Below are 18,245 nucleotides of genomic sequence, written 5' to 3' on the forward strand. Positions count from 1 at the left end.
GCGCAGGGAAACACCCCTCCAATGGCACTTGCAATACCAGGCGACGGCTCCCGACGCACGGCATGTTTCCCGACGCATGCGCGTTCATTATTGGTTCAGCACCACTATCGTTAAATTAATACTGAACGAACAATACAAAACGCGAAAACGCGTTCAGGAGCACCATCATGCACAAGTCACTTCGCAACAGTCTGGCCATCGGCACCCTGCTCACCGCCTTCGCGAGCACGCCGGCGCTGGCATTCGACAGCAACACGTTCTCCTCCGCGCTTGGCGGTGGCATCGGCGGCGCGCTGGGTGCTGCGGTCGGCAATGAAATCGGCGGTTCCACCGGCGCACTCATCGGCAGTGCAGTCGGCGCGGCCGGCGGCACGCTGATCACCAAGCGCAATGACGATGAAGGCTACGACAACCGCTACGACGACCGGCGCGGCTATGACGACCGCGGCTACAACAACCGCTACAGCGGTTATCGCTATGGTCGATAGCCGGTCGCCGAGTCGCGCCACGCCGCCCGCCTGGGCGGCGTTTTCATGACCGATCGACCACCGCGGCCGCGCGATCACGAACGCGCGTATTCGGTGATCGCTCGTCTGGAATCATGAACAGGCGGTCGCTCTGAGCGCGTATTCAGCGCCGCCCCATCAAGCCGACAACGCGAGCATAGGCGCGGCTGCGCACGCATCAGGCGGATGACGCCCCACCCCGATCGTGGCAGCCCATGACGGCAACGATTGCAGGCATACGACACGCGTGCAACGCTTGCAGCCTTGGCCCAGACAGCATGGATGCGCATGTTCGTTGGCGTGGACTGCGGCACACAAAGCAGCAAAGTCGTCATTCTCGATCCGGATACACTCAGCGTGCGCGGCCACGGCAGTTGCGCGCACGACATGATCAGCGGCGACAACGGCCGCCGCGAGCAACGACCGCAGTGGTGGATCGACGCCTTCGAAACCGCCTTCAATGCGGCGATCAAGGACGCCAATATCTCCCCGCGCGCGGTTCGCGGCATCGGCATCTCCGGCCAGCAGCATGGCCTGGTCGCGCTCGACGCGCAGGGCCGGCCGGTCTACCCCGCCAAGCTGTGGTGCGATACCGAGACCGCGCCCGAGAACGCCGCGCTGGTGGCCGCACTGGGCGGCGAAACCGGCTGCCTCGACGCGTTGGGCGTCGCGCCCCAGCCGGGCTTTACCGCCTCCAAGATTGCCTGGCTTCGGGCCCATCAGCGCGACGCCTACGACCGCATCGCCACGGTCATGCTCCCGCACGACTATCTCAACTTTTATCTGACCGGCCGCCGGGTCGCGGAAAGCGGCGATGCGTCGGGCACCGGCTATTTCGATACCCGTGCCCGACGCTGGCATCACGACGCGTTCGCGCAGGTGGCGCCGGAACTGGACCCGGAGCGGGTGTTGCCCGAACTCATCGGCCACGACGAGCCTGCCGGCACCGTGCGCGCCGCGGTGGCCGAGCGTCTGGGCCTGGCCGATGACGTGATCGTATCCGCCGGCGGCGGCGACAACATGATGGGCGCGATCGGCACCGGCAATATCCAGGCCGGCGTGGTCACCATGAGCCTGGGCACCTCGGGCACGATCTTCGCGCACAGCGACACGCCGGCGGTGTCCGCCGACGGGTTGGTTGCCAATTTCTGCGCCAGCCACGACGGCTGGCTACCACTGATCTGCACGATGAACGTGACCTCGGCCACTACCCAGCTACGCGAGGTGCTGGGCATGAATCTGGCCCAGTTCACCGAGGCCGTCACCGACGCGCCGCTGGGCGCGGGCGGAATCACCCTGCTGCCTTTCTTCAACGGCGAACGGGTGCCTGCACTGCCCGATGCCACCGGCAGTTTCCTGGGCTTGCACAGCCACAATTTCAGCCGTGCGAATCTGTGTCGCGCCGCCCTCGAGGGGGCGACCTTCGGTCTGCGGTACGGTATGGATCGGCTCAACGCCCTGGGCATCGCCCCGACCGAGCTGCGCCTGGTCGGCGGCGGAGCGCGCAGCGCGATCTGGCGCCAGATCGTGGCCGACGTCATGGATGCCGAACTGATCTGCCCCACCTTCGACGAAGCCGCCGCGCTGGGCGCGGCCCTGCAGGCACGGTTCTGCCACGACCGCCAGGCCGGCGACAGCACCACGCTGGCCGAGCTATGCGACACCGCGGTGGCCCTGGACGAGGCGACGCACTGCACCCCGCAGCCGGCCGACGTCGACAGCTATCGTGACGTCTACGCGCATTATCACGAGCGCCTGGATGCCCATTATCCGCAGATCGCCGATGCCTGAGTCCGACCCGTATGCACCGCCGTTGGCCGGCGCATTCATTTGTTGCCATGATGCGACAGCAGATAACTTCACATAACACGATCAGTTCAAGCTGACGCAGCACGCGAGCCGGAGTAGCGCATGACGCCCATCCTCAAGTGGTCCATCTTCGTCGGTATGGCCGGCTTTCTGTTCGGCTTCGATACCGCCGTCATATCAGGCGCTGACAAACCGATTCAGGAACTGTGGGGACTGAGCGATCTCGCCCACGGGCTGTTCATCATGTCGATGGCCCTCTGGGGCACCGTCGTCGGCGCCATCTTCGGCAACTGGCCGACCGACCGGCTGGGCCGACGCACCACCCTGCTGCTCATCGGCGTGCTGTATTTCGTATCCGCGGTGGGCTCGGCCCTCGCCACCGATCCATTCTGGTTCTCGATCTTTCGCCTGATCGGGGGCTTCGGCGTGGGCATGTCGTCGGTGGTCGCGCCGACCTATATCTCGGAAATCGCACCGGCTCATCGCCGCGGCCAGCTGGTCGCGCTGTACCAGTTCAACGTGGTGTTCGGCATCTTCATGGCGTTCGTGTCCAACGCGATTCTGGGCAGCCTGCTCGGCGACGATGCCTGGCGCTGGATGGTGGGCGTCGAGGCGGTACCCGCGTTCATCTATACGGTGCTCATCCTGCAGGTGCCGCGCAGCCCGCGCTGGCTTATCCTTCAGCGCGACGACGACAAGAGCGCGGCCGAGGTGCTGCAAAAAGCCGACCCCGGCGCTAAGGTCGACGCCCAGATCGCGGAAATACGCACCGCCGACACCCAGGACCAGCAGGCGCATTCGCGTTTCTTCTCACGCCGCTATCGTCTGCTCATCGTGCTCGCCTTCCTGATGGCGTTCTTCAACCAGTTCACCGGCATCAACTTCATCCTCTATTACGCACCGCGTATTCTGGAAGCCGCGCAACTGGGCAGCAGCGCCGCTCTGCTCTCCACCGCCGGCATCGGCCTGATCATGGTCGTGTTCACCATGATCGGCATGGCCCTGATCGATCGCCTGGGCCGGCGCACGCTCATGTATATCGGCTCGGTCGGCTATCTGATCTCGCTGGGCGTGATCTCGCGCGCGTTCTTCACCGACAACCTCGGCGGCCCGCTGGTGCCGTTGCAGCTGTGTCTGTTCGTCGCTGCCCACGGCCTGAGCCAGGGCACGGTGATCTGGGTGTTCATCTCCGAGATATTCCCGAACCGCGAACGCGCCCGCGGCCAGTCGGTGGGCAGCTTCACGCACTGGTTCTTCGCCGCGCTTATCACCCTGCTTACGCCCTGGGTACTCACCACCTTCCACGGCGGCCCCGTGTTCGCCTTCTTCGGCTTCATGATGGTGCTGCAGGTCGTGTTTGTCGCCTTCCTCATGCCCGAGACCAAGGGCGTGTCGCTCGAGGAGCTGCAGCGCCGGCTGGTGCCCCAGGACCGGGAGCGACCCGACCCCGCCGGCGGCTGAGCACGGCCAGTGCCCGCCGGCGCCACACTGCTGTTGCCGCGGCCGGACGACGATCCCGTGAACCGTGCCTGTAAGTGGATCGACTCGCCGGTGGGCCGCCTCAAGCTCGTCGCCGACGATAAAGCGCTTGTCGCCGTCCTGTGGGCTAACGACGACCCGGCGCGGGTGCGCCTTGGTGCGTTGTCGGAAGAACCGACGCACCCGGTGCTGTGCAACACCGAACGCCAGCTCGACGAATACTTCGCCGGCGAGCGGCGCCTGTTCGACCTCGCGCTGGCGTTCCACGGCACGGCGTTCCAGCAACGCGTCTGGCAAGCGCTGCTGGGCATTCCCTACGGCGAGACGATGACCTACGCCGGGATCGCACGACAGATCGGAAAACCGGCGGCCGTGCGCGCCGTCGGCGCAGCCAACGGCCGTAACCCCATCTCGATCATCACACCCTGCCATCGGGTGATCGGCGCCAACGGCCAGCTCACCGGCTTCGCCGGCGGGATAGAAACCAAGCGCTACCTGCTCGCCTTCGAAGCGGGACACCGCTTCGAATAGACGCGCGTTCGGCCGCAGGCACGATGCCAGGCGTGGCGCGGGTAGCCACCGAAGAACACAAGCACGACGGCAAGCTACGGGCGACTATCCGGCCAGACCGTCAGTATACGGTCGACCAAACTGTTTTTCGTTGCGATGGCAGTGGTTTGCAGGCATACATCGAAGCGGGCAGACTCGATGGATGTCTTTTCTTACCGAATCCGAGCCCGAGCGTGGCATCGCGCATCCGGCGTTGCCCGGCATCGCGCGTATCGTGGCCACCAATCCGAGCGTGATGACCTATCACGGCACCAATAGCTGGATGATCGACGATGAGACGCACGGCGTTACCGTGCTCGATCCGGGCCCGGACCAGACGGCCCATGTCGACGATATCATCGCCGCTCTCGACGGCCGACCCCTCGACCGGATTCTGCTCACCCATGCCCACAGCGACCACTACGGCGCGGTCGCCGAACTCAGAACACGAACCGGCGCGCCCTGTCTGGGATTTGCGCCCGCCGCGAGCGACGACTTTGCCTGCGACCAGCCGCTGGCCGACGGCGATACCGTCGCCGGATTCCAGGCCGTCCACACCCCGGGCCACGCCTCCGATCATCTGTGTTTCGCCTACAACGTGCCCGGTACCGGCACGGTGCTGTTTTCCGGTGACCACGTAATGAGCTGGTCGTCGTCGATCGTCAATCCGCCCGACGGCGATATGCAGGCCTACTACCGCTCGCTCGAGCGCCTGCTAGCACGCGATCAGGACGCACTCTATCTGCCCGGCCACGGCCCGGTCCTGAGCAATCCGCGTGAACTCGTCGGCTCGCTGCTGTCCTATCGCCAGGCCCGCGAGGCGTCGATCCTGAGCCGGCTCGAAGCCGGATCATTCTCGATCCAGACCCTTGCCGAATCGCTCTATCACAAGACCGATCCCTGGCTGAAGAAAGCCGCCGAGCGCAACGTGCTCGCCCACCTGCTCAAGCTCGAAGCCGAAGGCAAGGCACTGCGCGACGACGAGCAGTGGTCGCTGGCCGGCTGCGAGGCGTCCGCGTCATAGGGCGGCGTTCGTCCCCAGCGACCGCGCGTTTATAGGCCGTAACGTACTTGCGAACCGGCACACTCGCTTCCCGGTCAGACGCCGATCAACCCACGACCTGATTGCGGCCGCCGATCTTGGCCTGATACAGCCGCTGGTCGGCGGCATTGAACAACGTCTCCAGATCATCGCCGTCGGGCCCGAGCTGGGCAATGCCGATACTCATGCTCAAGTCGATCGCTTGATCGGCCCGCCGACACGGCTCGGCGGCGATGGCTCCGCGCAGATCCTCGGCCACGGCGCGCGCCTGCCGCGATTCGGTCTCGGCCAGAAAGATACCGAACTCCTCGCCGCCAAGACGACAGGCCAGATCGCTGGGGCGCAGACGCTCGCGCAGCGTATCGGCCACGAAACACAGCACCGCATCACCCGCGTCGTGGCCGTAACGGTCGTTGACCTGCTTGAAGTGGTCGAGGTCGATCATCAGCAGGCACAGCGGCGTACCGCTGCGCAGATGACGCGCCTTTTCGCTGTCGAACACCTCGCCCAGGCGCGCACGATTGGGCAGGCCGGTGAGCGGATCGGTCAGCGCCATGCGGCGTAACTGATTCTCCGCGTTTTCCCGGCTGACTTCGTAGACATAGGAAAAACCGAAGATGCAGACCGAGGCCAGCGCGACGTTCGCCACCGATCGGGCGTTGCCGAAGCCCGGGTCGAGCCCGAATTTCCAGAAGAAGATGGCCCCGGCGACGAGCATGTAGAACGCGGCCATGGCACCGCCGACCCAGCGCCCCAGCAACAGGTGCGACAGGATCGGAATCAGCAACACCCAGGCGAATATGGTGGGCGCGGCGAGCGATGTCGTCAGCGCGTACATCATCACGCTGAAGAACGGGACGAGATATACCAGAATCCAGCGCTGCAGATGGACGGTGCGGCGAACAATGCGCAACAACGACAGGGCGAACACGCCCATCACGATCTCCGCGGCCATGATGCCGTAGTTGCCGTTACGGTAGTTCAGGATCGCAAATATCGTCCCGAAGGCGGCCGTAAACCACAGCAGAACCTGCAGCACCGGGCGGCGGTGGACGTGGGCGGGGATCGGTTCGGCGGCTCTGGAACCGGACGGCATGGCCATAGGCAGGCTCGATTTCTTGTTCTTGTCAGCCCTGTCAGGCAAATCCCGCGCCAGGTACGCATCGCCAACGCGCGACCGTACAGGCCTCATGAGTCATGGATTATAGGCGAACACCCTGAAACCCGGGTTACCGCTGCGACCAATGGACAAGGCCGCCGCGGCACCCTCCCGCCGACAACGGGCAGGGCCACGGCAGGTTCCGGCAAGCCGACGCGCTAGCCGTCAGCCATTCGCCAGATCCTGAAGCGCCTGCCGTGTATCCGCCCAGCCCATGCAGGCGTCGGTGACCGACACGCCATATTGCAACTCCGCCTGCAATGACTGATTGCCGGCGTTGATGTTGCTTTCCAGCATGACCCCGGCGATCGCGTTTTCACCGTCGCGGCGCTGGGCGATCAGATCATTGAGTACGCCGCGCTGGCGGGCCGGATCCTTGCCGCTATTGGCATGACTGCAGTCCACGATCAGGCGCGGGTTCAAGCCGGCGCTTTCGAGCACCCACCGTGCCGAGCGCATATGCTCGTCGTCGAAGTTGGGGCCGGTTCGCCCGCCTCTGAGCACCAGATGGGTATCGGGGTTGCCGGCGGTGCGAATCAACGCGGCCTGGCCGTTCGCATCCACGCCCAGATGGGTATGCGGATGCGCCGCGGCCTGCATGGCGTCGCGGGCTGTGGCCAGTTCCCCGTCGGTGCCGTTCTTGAAGCCGACCGGCATTCCCAGGCCGCTGATCATTTCCCGATGGGTCTGCGATTCCGTCGTGCGCGCGCCCACGGCGGCCCAGCTGAGCGTGTCCTCGAGGTAGTTCGCGGCCAGCGGGCTGAGCAGCTCGGTGGCCAGCGGCAGACCCAATTCGGCCAGATCGATGAGCACGCGACGGGATACACGCAGGCCCTCGGCCAGATCGTCGCTGCCATCCAGATGCGGATCGTGAAGCAGGCCTTTCCAGCCCACCGTGGTGCGCGGCTTTTCGACATAAGCGCGCATCACCAGCAGCAGACGGTCGCCGACCTGGTCGGCCAGTGCCGCCAGCCGGCGGCCGTAGTCGAGCGCAGCCTGTGGGTCGTGCAGGGAGCAGGGGCCGGTGATCACCAGCAGGCGATCGTCGTCGCCGTTGAGGATGGCCCGCACTTGGGCACGATGCCGGCGTATCTGCTCTCCTAGCCCCGGCGCTATCGGCAGGGACTCGATCAATGTCGCCGGACTGGGCAGCGGCCGCGCGTGGCGGGTCTGTATTTCGGTGCAGGTTTCGAGGTCGTTACGGACAGCGGCAAGACTGGCGTTCATCACAGTTCCTTGAATGTTCGAGCCCGCTCGGGGCGCACAAGATGGATTGGCGTACATCGTCGGCGGGGGCATGGCCCTCGCTAAATCGGCCGTAGGCGGCGTAGAAATCCCAGCGGTAACAGCGATCCATGATCGATCTCCTTGTTCAGTGACTGTTGCTTTGCGAGTTGCGAAGCCGAAAACGAAAGAACCCCCGGTTGGGAGGCCAACCGGGGGTTCTTGAAACTCGTCGGCAGGCGTCCCGGATGGGGCGCCCGACCGGATACGGTCAGACGCCTAAGCGGCTAAACCAATACCCATAAAAATACGTGGCAGCACGGAGTTGCGTGGGCACGCTCGGCGCCGTCGCGGTGTTCGTTCTGATTCGTGTGTGCAGTGCTGACATGAGTTGTCCGTCATTGACGACTTGCCAGAGCCTACTCCCGTTTTTGCGTTGGCTCAACACAGGCCCGTTTCGGTCGTGGCCCCTTCGAGTCATCGCCTGGGTCGGCGCACGCCCGCAGCAACGCCCGCGGGGATATCCGACATCGACCCGACGGTGCGGTACGATCACACCGCCTTCATCACTTCTGATAGACGCTCGGCACAGACCGACGGGATAACGCAATGGATCGAGAACGCACGCTCTGGCTGGTGTTATGTGCCGGCACAGCCATCGGCGCCGGCATGCTCGCGCGGCGCGGCGCATCCGAGGCCTGGCGCAGAACCCGGCACGAGGAACCGCCGATCAACGCCGACGATCGCGACGCGAACTGGCGCAATCTCATGGCCTGGGCAGCCGTGAGCGGCTTCTGCGTGGCCTTCGCCCGCGTGATCGGTCGTGGCGTTGCCACTGGAGCATGGCGTCAGACCCTCGGGCGCAATCCGCCGACGCGCTAGCACACCAGAACCGATCCCTTCGGGCCGATCCGGCGTGGTCACGCTGCCTGCCCCGTCAACGCAGGAGAACCGGGCTGCCGCCCTGGGCGAATACTCGGGTGGCGAACAGAGCGCGCTTTCTACCGTCAGGCCGTTCGATTTGCGATAGCCGACACGTTTTGCATGTGGATTGCTGTCATGCACGCCGCCGGTCGTTGCCACGCCGGTCGACAACCGACAAATCGACGCCAGGGCCGGCGACCAGCACATCGTCTTCGCCATCGACGGGGACATCGTGCGCGACCGGCACGGCGACCGTCACCCGGTCACGGCCTTCTGTCTTGCTCTGGTAGAGCGCGCGATCGGCACGGCCAATGGCGTCTTCGAGGCTTTCGCTGGGACCGAGCGTGGCCACGCCCAGAGATATCGAGCATGTGATCTGCTGCCCGGCGTGCTCGATACGCATGGCGCCGATTGCGCTGCGCACACGCTCGGCGAACTCGACCGCGGCCGCGGCATCGCTGTCCGGCAGCAGAAAGAGAAACTCCTCGCCGCCCCAGCGCGCCACTGTATCGTGGGCCCGGCAACAGTTCTGAAAGACGGCGCCCCCGTGGATCAATACCTGATCGCCGGCATCGTGGCCCCAGCCGTCGTTGATCTGCTTGAAATCGTCGATGTCGGCGATCACCAGAGCGAGTTCCCCGTCACCGCTGGCCAGACGCTCGATCTCCTGCTGGGCGAGATCCATCAGGTGGCGTCGATTGGACAGGCCGGTCAGCGTGTCCTTGATGGCCAGGTTGCGCAGCTTGCCTTCGGTCTTGAGAACCATGGCGTAATAGAACCGCGCCGTGTAGCTGGCCATGGCGAAGAAGATCGACACGTTGAAGACATACAGCACCGAAAGCGCCGCACCACTGAGTGGGGCGAGTGCACCGTAGACCCGCGACATCTCGTGCAGACCGACATAGGAGACAAAAAGCAGAACCAGCGGCGGCGTCACGGTACGCCAGCCGCCGCTGACCATGATCGCCGGGATGAACATCAGCAGGTAATAATTGAAGCCAGCGTCCCAGCCCGTCAGCAAGGTGCCGATCAGGGCATGGCCCAGCACCTCGATCCAGATGAGGATCACCGCGGGACGATTCCTGCGCCGAGACAGCAGCCTGTAGGCCACGGCATACATGGCGATGCTCACCACGTTGAGCCACGCCAGCAGCGGCGAATCGACCAACAGGAAAAAACACAGGAACGCTGCGTCCACACAGGCAGCGAGCAGGGTTACCCGCCGCGTCATCACCCAGAAGGCGGAGTGCGCGCTCCTGCGACGAGATCCTTTCTCAAGCAACATGGGTCCCCCTGTCTGCCCGACGGCTTGACGCCGTTTCGGATGCGCGCAAGGCACGCCTGTGAGCGGAGGCATACCGCTCAAGATTGAAAAACACGACCGCGCCGCGTTTCGGCCAATCGGGCTGCACGCCACCAGCCAGCAATGCCGGCGCCTGCAAGTCCGCCAGCGTACAACAGCAGTAGACTACATTTCGGCGCCTCGGGAAATAGCTGAAGGCCCCATCCATCGGTTTTTGTATCATTACCGACGTCTGACGCGGACGGTGTTCCCGGATGCCCGCTGCACGAAGTCACCGATACCGTCGGTACGCCCCGGCTTGGCCCCGTCGCGAGAGGTCTGGATCAGATCCCGATTTCGTCGCCGCCGGTCGCACCCGAGACGAAAGCGGCGCCGTGCTGCGATACGACCGCAGCTTCATCGGGCCTGGCGCCCGTGCGAGCGGATCCAACCGACGATTATCCAACCGAGCCGCACAGTGATAATCGCCCAACGGCCAGCGAGTTCGCAGATAACCCATCGAATCGACCGGTTGCCGTTCATGGCTGTCGTCAGGCGCCATCTAAACGGTCGCGCACGAACCGATATCGCTCAGATCGAGCTTTCGTTCGCTATCATTTATCCAGAATGAATAGATAAAACGCCCAATCAACTAGTTGGCGCACTATTAAATAGCAAGCACGAGCCAATATCGATTACCGGATGGCACTTAAATTTCATTATCAGGAATTAATAATTTTCTCAATATGATCAGCATATGCCACGCCCGACTTGATTTCAGGGCCACGCTGTGGAACTCTTTAAAACAAGATAATCGAATAAAATTTATATGTCAGTGACAACATTCAATTTCAGATATGGGGAATTCATGAAATCAATCTTGATAAGTCTCGCGGTTGCGGCAGTGTTCGTGATGGGTACCGCCTCCGCTCAGGATTATCCAAGCGGTCCGGTCACGCTCGTCGTCCCCTACGGCCCGGGCGGCGCGTCCGACCTTGCCGGTCGGGCGTTATCGCAAACCGCCAAGAGCTATCTTGGCGAGCCCATCACCGTCATCAACAAGCCGGGCGCTGGCGGCATGAACGGCGCACGTTTCGTGACCAAGGCCGATCCTGACGGCCAGACCCTGCTGCTGGCACGCGTCGGCATGGCGCTGACCCCCGCCGTCAATCCGCAGGCCACGGTCGCCTGGGACGACTACACATTCATTAGCGCGCTGGAAGCCACACCAATGATCCTGGCCGTCAAGGGCGATTCGGAATACGACAACGTCAAGGATCTGCTCACGGCCATCAAGAACGACAAGGGCGGCATGACCTACGCCGCGTCCGGTGCAACCGCGATCGACGGTTTCACCGTGCAGGCGTTGCTGTCCGACGCCGGGCTCGACCCGCTCACCGCCGCGACCCTGGTGCCCTACAAGGGCGGCGGCGCGCTGGCGACGGCCCTGCTGGGCGGCCATGTGGATTTCCTGGCCATCGCTGCCGGCTCGCTGATGCCGCATATCAAGAGCGGCGACATGAAGCCGCTGATGGTGTTCGCACCCAAGCGTATGGAAAACCTGCCCGAAGTGCCCACCGCGGCCGAGCTGGGCTACGAGCAGGCCGGCAAGATCACCGGCTGGAGCGCGCTGTACGGGCCCAAGGGTCTGCCTGACAACGTCGTCAAGAAATGGCGCGAGACGCTGGCCAAGGTCGCGAAGGACGACAAGTGGCTGACGCTGGCAGAGCGCCGCGGGTCGATCTCGACCATCGGCGAGACGGACATGCCGACCTACGCCAAGGACCAGTACGACCTGTTCCACGGTCTGGCCAAGAAATTCGGCTATCTTTCGCGCTGATACCCCCGCGACTCGAGATCAAGCGACGGCGAGGCTGAACCATGCGACTGGTCCTCTTTCGAGGCATTCTTATCGTGGCGCTGTTCGGGATCACGCTGTTCGTGCTGATCCCGGCGTACGTTCCGCGCCCCGCGTTCATACCCGGTTTCGCACCGCCGCCGGACATGTGGCCCAGGACCGTTTCCATCATCGGACTGATCCTGGGCCTCATCGCCATAGCCCAGACGTTCTCGCGTCGCGGGATTGCGATGGCCGCCTCCGACGACGAGCCGATCTGGCAAGAGGCGGCACCGATGCCGGTGCTGCTCGGCCGTTTCGCGCTGATCATAGCCGCGCTCGCGGCCTTCGTGGCATTTGCGCACGCGCTGGGGTTTCTGGTCGCCACCATCCTGCTGACCGGCGCCTGCATTCTCCTGACCGGAGAACGGGGGTATCACCTCTGGCGGGTGGTCGTGGCCGTCCTCCTGCCGGCCGCGCTGCTGTTCTTCTTTTCTCACGCGCTCGGCACCCAGTTCCCGCACGGGTCGCTGTTGAAATCATTCGGCCTGTAAAGGACCCCATCTGACATGCTGAGCGATCTTCTTGTCGCGCTCCAGGCAGTCGCGACACTCCAGAATTTTCTGATCATGGCCGCCGGCATCTGGGGCGGCGTCATCATCGGCGCCATCCCCGGCATGACCGGCACGATGGCCGTGACACTGGCACTGCCCTTCACCTTCTATATGGATCCGGTGCCCAGCATTCTGCTGCTGGTCGCGCTCTACAAGGGCTCGACCTATGGCGGCTCCGTGTCGGCGATCCTGATCAAGACGCCGGGCACCGCCTCGGCCGCCTGTACCGCGCTGGACGGCTATCCGCTGGCCCAGCAGGGCAAGGGCGGCAAGGCGCTGAACATGGCGCTCTATTCGTCGTGTATCGGCGATTTCATCTCCAACATCTCGCTGATCTTTCTGGCGGCCCCGCTGGCACTGCTCGCCATGCGCGTCGGCCCGCCGGAATACTGCATGCTGATGATCTTCGCGCTGACCACCGTGGCTGGCGTATCGGGCAATTCACTGTTGCTGGGGCTGGTGTCGGCCTGCCTGGGTCTGCTGCTGGCAACCGTGGGCGAGGACATGTACGGCTCGTTCCGCTTCGCGCTGACCGACGACATGCAGGGCGGCCTTTCGGTCGCGCCGGTGCTGATCGGTCTGTTCGCCCTGCCCGAGCTGATCAAGCTGATCGTCTTTCGCAAGGCCGAGGTCGAGAAGACCATGGGCATCGGCGATGACCGGGTCAGCGGCGCCGAGTTTCGCAGCTGCCTGAAGTCCATCATCCGCGGCAGCGGCATCGGCGTGGTTCTGGGCGCCGTGCCGGGTATCGGCCCGTCCGCGGCCGCGTTCTTCTCCTACGGGGAAGCGCAGCGCGGATCGAAGAACTCCGACAACTTCGGCAAGGGCGAGATCGAGGGGATCGCCGCCTCGGAGTCGGCCAACAACGGCTGCTGTGGCGCCACCATGATCCCGCTGCTCGCCCTCGGCGTGCCGGGCGATGTGATCACCGGCGTCATGCTCGGCGCGTTCATGATCCAGGGGCTGACCCCCGGTCCGCTGCTGTTCCAGAACAACCTCAATGAGGTCTACATGCTGTTCATCGGCATGTTGCTGTCATCGGTGCTGCTGTTCGGCGCCGGCAAGATGACCATGCGCATGTTCACCTACATCGCGCGGGTGCCGGCAACCCTGCTCACGCCGGCGGTATTGTTGCTGTGCATCTTCGGCATCTATTCGATCTCCAACAGCATGTTCGATGTCACGGTGCTGCTGGTCATGGGCGTCGTCGGCTTCCTGATGATGCTGCTGTCCATTCCCGCGGCCCCGTTCCTGATCGCGTTCATCCTCGGGCCGATGATCGAAGAGAATCTGCGGCGCGCGCTGGCGATTTCACACGGCGACGCGACCATCTTCTTTTCGTCGCCGATCTGCTGGATTTTCGCGGCCCTGATTCTGTTCGTGGTCAGCGTCACGCTGCGCCGGGAACTCGCCAAATCCAAATCCAAGAGAGCACTCAACGCATGACAACCGCAGCGGCAGACACGCAAACGACCCACAAGCGCCTTGCCGATGCCAAGACGCATCTGGGCGACCTGATCGGCTTTGACACGACAAGCGCCAATTCCAACCGCGCCCTGATCGACCACATGGCCGGTTACTTCGAAGGCCTGGGCGCCGAGATCACCATCCTGCCGGACGACACCGGCGAAAAGGCCAATCTCGTCGCCCGCTTCGGCCCCACCGATGCCCCCGGCATCGTACTGTCCGGCCATACCGACGTGGTGCCCGCGCGCGAGACCAGCTGGACCACGCCACCGTTCGCCATGGACGAACGCGACGGCCGTCTCTACGGTCGCGGCAGCTGCGACATGAAGGGTTTTTCCGCCTGCCTCATGGCCGCCGCCCCGGCATTTGCGGAGATGAATCTCAAGCAGCCGCTGTATCTTTGCTTCTCCTACGACGAAGAAGTCGGCTGCCTGGGCGCGCCCGCCATCGCCCGCCACCTGGCCGCACTCGATGTGCCGCCGGAATTCGCGATCATCGGCGAGCCGAGCGAGATGCAGCTCGTCACCGGTCAGAAGGGCAAGATCGCCATGCGCGCGATCGTGACCGGCACCAGTGGCCATTCGTCGTTCGCGCCCGCGCATGTCAACGCCGTGGAATACGCCGCCCGCGCCATCGATCATATCCAGGCGCGCGGCCGCCGGTACGAGGCCGAAGGCCCCTTCGACGACGACTTCACCGTTGCCCATGCGACAACGCTGGTAACCATGATCGAGGGCGGCGTCGCCACCAACGTGACGCCCGATCACTGCAGCTTCACCTTCGAGTTGCGCAGCATCGATGGCGACGCGGCAGAGCCCGACCTGAAAGCCCTGATCGACGAGGTCGACGCCACCCTTGTGCCCGAGATGAAGACGAAAAGCGAAGACACGGGCATCGAATGGCAACGGATCTTCGCCTATCCCGCCATGGGCGACGCGAGTGCGTGCGAAGCTTTCGCAAAACTGCGTCCGATCCTGCCCGAAAGCGGCGGCAAGGTGTCCTACGGCTCCGAGGGTGGCGTATTCGAAATCGTGGGCGGCATCCCGGCCGTGATCATCGGCCCCGGCTCGATCCGCCAGGCCCACAAGCCCGACGAATTCGTGGATATCGATCAGCTCGACCGCTGCCTCCACTTCCTCGATGCGCTCGGTGAAATGGTCACGGCTCAACGTAACCACTGAGCAAGGCTTGCTGCCCTGCCCTGATGCCTGGTCTGGAGACAGTTATTCAAGCGCACCCGTAGCCCGGCCGACGTCCTCAAAGCACGATGGCGTCGGCACGCTTGCTTGTTACGGTGGCAAGACATAGCCACTTCGGCCAATTGACGGAAAATGGCCCGTCACGGGTGCACAATCAACGACTGGCGGCATAGGATACGTCGTGTCAATTTGCCCGAAACCCCGGTGACAATCATGATCACCTGCGTCGTTGACTACGTTATTGATCCATCAAGGATCGATGCCTTCGAACGTTTCGCCGAGCGCTGGATCGAGCTGGTCGGGAAGAACGGTGGCACCCATCACGGCTATTTTCTGCCGGCCGAAGGTGCCAGCGATCGAGCGCTCGCGCTGTTCAGCTTCCCCAGCCTGGCGTGTTACGAAGCATATCGCGAAGGATTTGGAACCGATCCCGAATTCATCGCCGCCGATCGCATTCGCGACGAAAGCGGCTGCGTGCTGCGATACGACCGAAGTTTCATGCGGCCCCTCCTCCCGCGCTAGCCCCGCCCCGAGCGAAACGATCAAGCGCCCAGCGCGGACTTGAGCTCGCTCACCAGGCGCTCCGCCTCTTCTGCCGAGGCGATATTGGTGAAGCCCAGCAGCAAGCCGGACTGGTCGGGCCGGCCGATGAACCACGTCGACAATGCGCTGACGCCCAGCCCTCGGCGCTGCGCGCGCCTGGCCTGTTCGACGTCGTCTTCATTATTCACGAATCGGGTGAGCAGATGCATGCCGCCTGCCTGTAGATCCACGCGCAGACGATCGCCGAGTTTCGCCTCGAGCGCGTCCCGCAGATACGTCCGGCGCTGTGCATACATATCCCGCATGCGTTTGAGATGACGGGCGAAATGGCCTTCGTTGATGAAATCGGCGGTCACGGCCTGCGGCAACGCCGGACAGCCCTGACCGAAGCGCCGCAGCACGTCGCGGAAACGCGTCGTTTTTGACGACGGCACGACCAGATAGGCGAGCCGCAGGCCGGGGAAGAGCACCTTGCTGAAGGTGCCGGTATAGAGCACACGACCGCCGTGATCGAGGCTCTTCAGAGCCGGAATCGGGCGACCTTGATACCGGTACTCGCTGTCGTAGTCGTCTTCGATGATCCAGGCGTCGTTGTCGTTGGCCCATTCCAGCAACGCCAGGCGGCGCGGCAGTGCGAGCGACACGCCGCTCGGGCTCTGATGCGAGGGCGTGACAACGGCAAAACGCGCCTCCTCGGCCTGTCGCCGACCGGCAGCCACGTCCAGGCCGTCGGCATCGACCGCAACTGGCGCCAATGAGAGACCGGCCGCCCGCAACATGTCACGGGCCAGAAAATAGCCCGGTTCCTCGAACCAGCCACGGTCACCCGGGCGCAGCAGCGTACGACAGATGAGGCCAAGGGCATCGCGGTAGCCGGCCGTGATGATGATCTGGTCGGCATGACAGGCGATGCCGCGCGACACGCCGAGGTAGGCCGCCAATGCATTGCGCAGGGCGGGACTGCCCTGCGCATCGGGGTAGTCGAGCGCCGCGGCATTGAGCCCCCGCAGGCGCCGCATCGTCAGACGTCGCCACAGACGGGTCGGTACGGCATCCAGCGCCGGCAGACCCAGTTGCAATGGCGGCGGTGCCGCGCGCGCGGATTCCGACACCGGCCGGGGCGCGCTCGACCGGCGCTCGACGGCCAGAGTGATTTGCTGGCGGAGCAGCTGCGGCGACACCACCGTGCCCGCCGCACCGCGCGCCAGCAGATAACCTTCACTGACCAGCACCTGATAGGCGAGCTCCACCGTGCCACGGGACAGATTCAGCTCGCTGGCGAGACTGCGCACCGACGGCACGCGATCGCCCGGCTGCAGACGCCCGGCGGCGATGGCGTCCCGGACGCGCTGATAGAGCTGTCGGTAGAGCGGCGTTTTCAAGCGCCGGTCCGTGTGCAGGTCGGGATGAGGCATGACGATGTCCCAGTCGAACCGCTCAATCTTGGCTCTGTTGAACAGGCCATGTCCAACCTATTGTGCGTCTCTCAACCCAGGAGGCGCCCATGACGACACCCCATTTGACCGACGTGACCACCGAGCAGGATTGCCTGAACTGCTTCGGGGTCATGCGCGAACTGCGTCCCCATCTGTCGGATGCGCCGGCATTCGCAGCACAGGTACTGCGCCAGACAGGTGACGGCTATCGACTGGTGGCCGCCCGACGCGATGATGCGGTGATCGGTCTGATCGGCTATCGAATCCAGGAAAACCTGATGAACGGACAGTTTCTTTTCGTCGACGATCTGGTCGTGCGGGCCGACCAGCGGCGCGGCGGTCTGGGCGCGCATCTGCTCGACGCCGCCCGCCACCGGGCCCGAGAAGCCGGATGCCGACAGCTGGTCCTGGATACCGGCCTCGGCATGGCGCTGGCGCAGCGCTTCTATTTCCGTCAGGGACTACTCACGCGGGGCATTGGTTTCTACGAGCAACTGGCAGAAGAGGCTACGACATGAGACGCACACTGTTCATTCATTGCAGCCCGCACGGTGAGGCCGCGCATGGCTATCGGCTGGCGCGCGAGATACTCGACCAACCACGGCGGTGCGGCGATGCCGCCACGGTCATCGAGCGCGATCTGACGGCCGCGCCCCTGCCGCCACTCAGCGGCGACTACGCCACGGCGCTCACCGGCGACACGGCGGCAGACGACGCCCGCTTCGCGATGTCCGAATCACTCATCGCCGAACTCGAGCACAGCGACCGGCTGCTCATCAGCCTGCCCATGCACAACTTCACGGTACCGGCCGCGTTCAAGCTGTGGATCGATTACGTGGTGCGCATCCACCGCAGCTTTGCCGCGACCGAGGACGGCAAGGTGGGACTGCTGGCCGACCGGGCGACCACCATCCTGGTCAGTTCCGGCGGTTTTCATCACGGCGAGCGTGCTTTCCAGCTGGATTTTCTGTCGCCTTATGTTGAACACGTCCTGGCCACCATCGGCATTCACGATGTCGCGTTCCACTATCTGCAAGGCCTGACGTTCGGCGAGGCAGCCGTGTCCGCCGCAGTCGACGCCGCGCGCGATCGACTGAAAGCAGCCGGGCTTCTCGCCGCCGGCGGTAAATGCCGGACACCGATGCGCCCGGACGCGATCGATCTCCATAGCTGAC

17 protein-coding genes are annotated in these 18,245 nt (G+C 64.2%); 13 read left to right on the plus strand and 4 right to left on the minus strand.

Annotation, left to right across the window (positions count from 1 at the left end):
* Positions 1-167: 167 nt before the first annotated feature.
* The 5 genes from ACFOSU_RS04430 to ACFOSU_RS04450 all read left to right on the plus strand — a co-directional run bounded on the left by ACFOSU_RS04430 (position 168) and on the right by ACFOSU_RS04450 (position 5,367).
* A complete protein-coding gene (locus ACFOSU_RS04430; protein ID WP_380686866.1) occupies positions 168-488 on the plus strand; it encodes a glycine zipper domain-containing protein in 321 nt (106 codons plus the stop codon).
* Between the two features lie 282 nt (positions 489-770).
* Complete coding sequence (xylB, locus tag ACFOSU_RS04435; RefSeq protein WP_380686868.1) at positions 771-2,297, plus strand: xylulokinase; 1,527 nt, start codon at positions 771-773, stop codon at positions 2,295-2,297.
* A gap of 120 nt (positions 2,298-2,417) precedes the next feature.
* Positions 2,418-3,776 carry a sugar porter family MFS transporter gene (locus tag ACFOSU_RS04440; protein ID WP_380686870.1) on the plus strand — a complete coding sequence of 453 codons (1,359 nt, stop codon included), beginning with the start codon at positions 2,418-2,420 and terminating at the stop codon, positions 3,774-3,776.
* 57 nt (positions 3,777-3,833) lie between these two features.
* Positions 3,834-4,325 (plus strand): methylated-DNA--[protein]-cysteine S-methyltransferase, encoded by a 492-nt coding sequence (locus ACFOSU_RS04445; RefSeq protein ID WP_380689157.1) that lies wholly within the window; start codon positions 3,834-3,836, stop codon positions 4,323-4,325.
* A 181-nt stretch (positions 4,326-4,506) separates the two neighbouring features.
* Positions 4,507-5,367, plus strand: coding sequence for an MBL fold metallo-hydrolase (locus ACFOSU_RS04450; RefSeq protein ID WP_380686872.1), 861 nt, complete (start codon positions 4,507-4,509; stop codon positions 5,365-5,367).
* An 85-nt stretch (positions 5,368-5,452) separates the two neighbouring features.
* Here the strand turns inward: ACFOSU_RS04450 and ACFOSU_RS04455 are convergent, their stop codons facing one another.
* Positions 5,453-6,529 carry a GGDEF domain-containing protein gene (locus ACFOSU_RS04455; protein ID WP_380686874.1) on the minus strand — a complete coding sequence of 359 codons (1,077 nt, stop codon included), beginning with the start codon at positions 6,527-6,529 and terminating at the stop codon, positions 5,453-5,455.
* 180 nt (positions 6,530-6,709) lie between these two features.
* Positions 6,710-7,771: a 3-deoxy-7-phosphoheptulonate synthase gene (locus tag ACFOSU_RS04460; protein ID WP_380686876.1), complete on the minus strand. Its 1,062-nt coding sequence runs from the start codon at positions 7,769-7,771 to the stop codon at positions 6,710-6,712.
* Positions 7,772-8,377: 606 nt separating this feature from the next.
* On the opposite strand from ACFOSU_RS04460, the gene ACFOSU_RS04465 reads away from it, so the two are divergent.
* A complete protein-coding gene (locus ACFOSU_RS04465) occupies positions 8,378-8,650 on the plus strand; it encodes a DUF4235 domain-containing protein (protein WP_380686878.1) in 273 nt (90 codons plus the stop codon).
* 175 nt (positions 8,651-8,825) lie between these two features.
* On the opposite strand, the gene ACFOSU_RS04470 is transcribed toward ACFOSU_RS04465, so the two are convergent.
* Positions 8,826-9,923 (minus strand): GGDEF domain-containing protein, encoded by a 1,098-nt coding sequence (locus tag ACFOSU_RS04470; protein WP_380686880.1) that lies wholly within the window; start codon positions 9,921-9,923, stop codon positions 8,826-8,828.
* A gap of 919 nt (positions 9,924-10,842) precedes the next feature.
* On the opposite strand from ACFOSU_RS04470, the gene ACFOSU_RS04475 reads away from it, so the two are divergent.
* From ACFOSU_RS04475 to ACFOSU_RS04495, 5 genes are all read left to right on the plus strand, one after another.
* Entirely contained in the window at positions 10,843-11,814 is a 972-nt protein-coding gene (locus tag ACFOSU_RS04475; protein ID WP_380686882.1) for a Bug family tripartite tricarboxylate transporter substrate binding protein, read from the plus strand.
* A 74-nt stretch (positions 11,815-11,888) separates the two neighbouring features.
* Positions 11,889-12,365 (plus strand): tripartite tricarboxylate transporter TctB family protein, encoded by a 477-nt coding sequence (locus ACFOSU_RS04480; RefSeq protein WP_380686884.1) that lies wholly within the window; start codon positions 11,889-11,891, stop codon positions 12,363-12,365.
* 15 nt (positions 12,366-12,380) lie between these two features.
* The gene (locus ACFOSU_RS04485) at positions 12,381-13,871 is read left to right on the plus strand and encodes a tripartite tricarboxylate transporter permease (protein ID WP_380686886.1); all 1,491 of its coding nucleotides are present in this window, start codon (positions 12,381-12,383) and stop codon (positions 13,869-13,871) included.
* Entirely contained in the window at positions 13,868-15,073 is a 1,206-nt protein-coding gene (argE, locus tag ACFOSU_RS04490) for an acetylornithine deacetylase (RefSeq protein ID WP_380686888.1), read from the plus strand. Before ACFOSU_RS04485 ends, argE begins: the two co-directional genes overlap by 4 nt.
* A 231-nt stretch (positions 15,074-15,304) precedes the next feature.
* Positions 15,305-15,613, plus strand: coding sequence for an NIPSNAP family protein (locus ACFOSU_RS04495; protein ID WP_380686890.1), 309 nt, complete (start codon positions 15,305-15,307; stop codon positions 15,611-15,613).
* A gap of 20 nt (positions 15,614-15,633) precedes the next feature.
* Here ACFOSU_RS04495 and pdxR read toward each other — a convergent pair whose 3' ends face one another.
* On the minus strand, positions 15,634-17,049 hold the full coding sequence (pdxR, locus tag ACFOSU_RS04500) for a MocR-like pyridoxine biosynthesis transcription factor PdxR (RefSeq protein WP_380686892.1): 1,416 nt from the start codon (positions 17,047-17,049) through the stop codon (positions 15,634-15,636).
* Between the two features lie 89 nt (positions 17,050-17,138).
* Between pdxR and ACFOSU_RS04505 the strand changes: the two genes are divergently transcribed.
* Positions 17,139-17,588 (plus strand): GNAT family N-acetyltransferase, encoded by a 450-nt coding sequence (locus tag ACFOSU_RS04505; RefSeq protein WP_380686895.1) that lies wholly within the window; start codon positions 17,139-17,141, stop codon positions 17,586-17,588.
* Positions 17,585-18,244, plus strand: coding sequence for an FMN-dependent NADH-azoreductase (locus ACFOSU_RS04510; RefSeq protein ID WP_380686897.1), 660 nt, complete (start codon positions 17,585-17,587; stop codon positions 18,242-18,244). Before ACFOSU_RS04505 ends, ACFOSU_RS04510 begins: the two co-directional genes overlap by 4 nt.
* Position 18,245 lies beyond the last annotated feature (1 nt).

The sequence above is a fragment of the Salinisphaera aquimarina genome, from assembly GCF_042643355.1.
Lineage (GTDB): Bacteria > Pseudomonadota > Gammaproteobacteria > Nevskiales > Salinisphaeraceae > Salinisphaera > Salinisphaera aquimarina.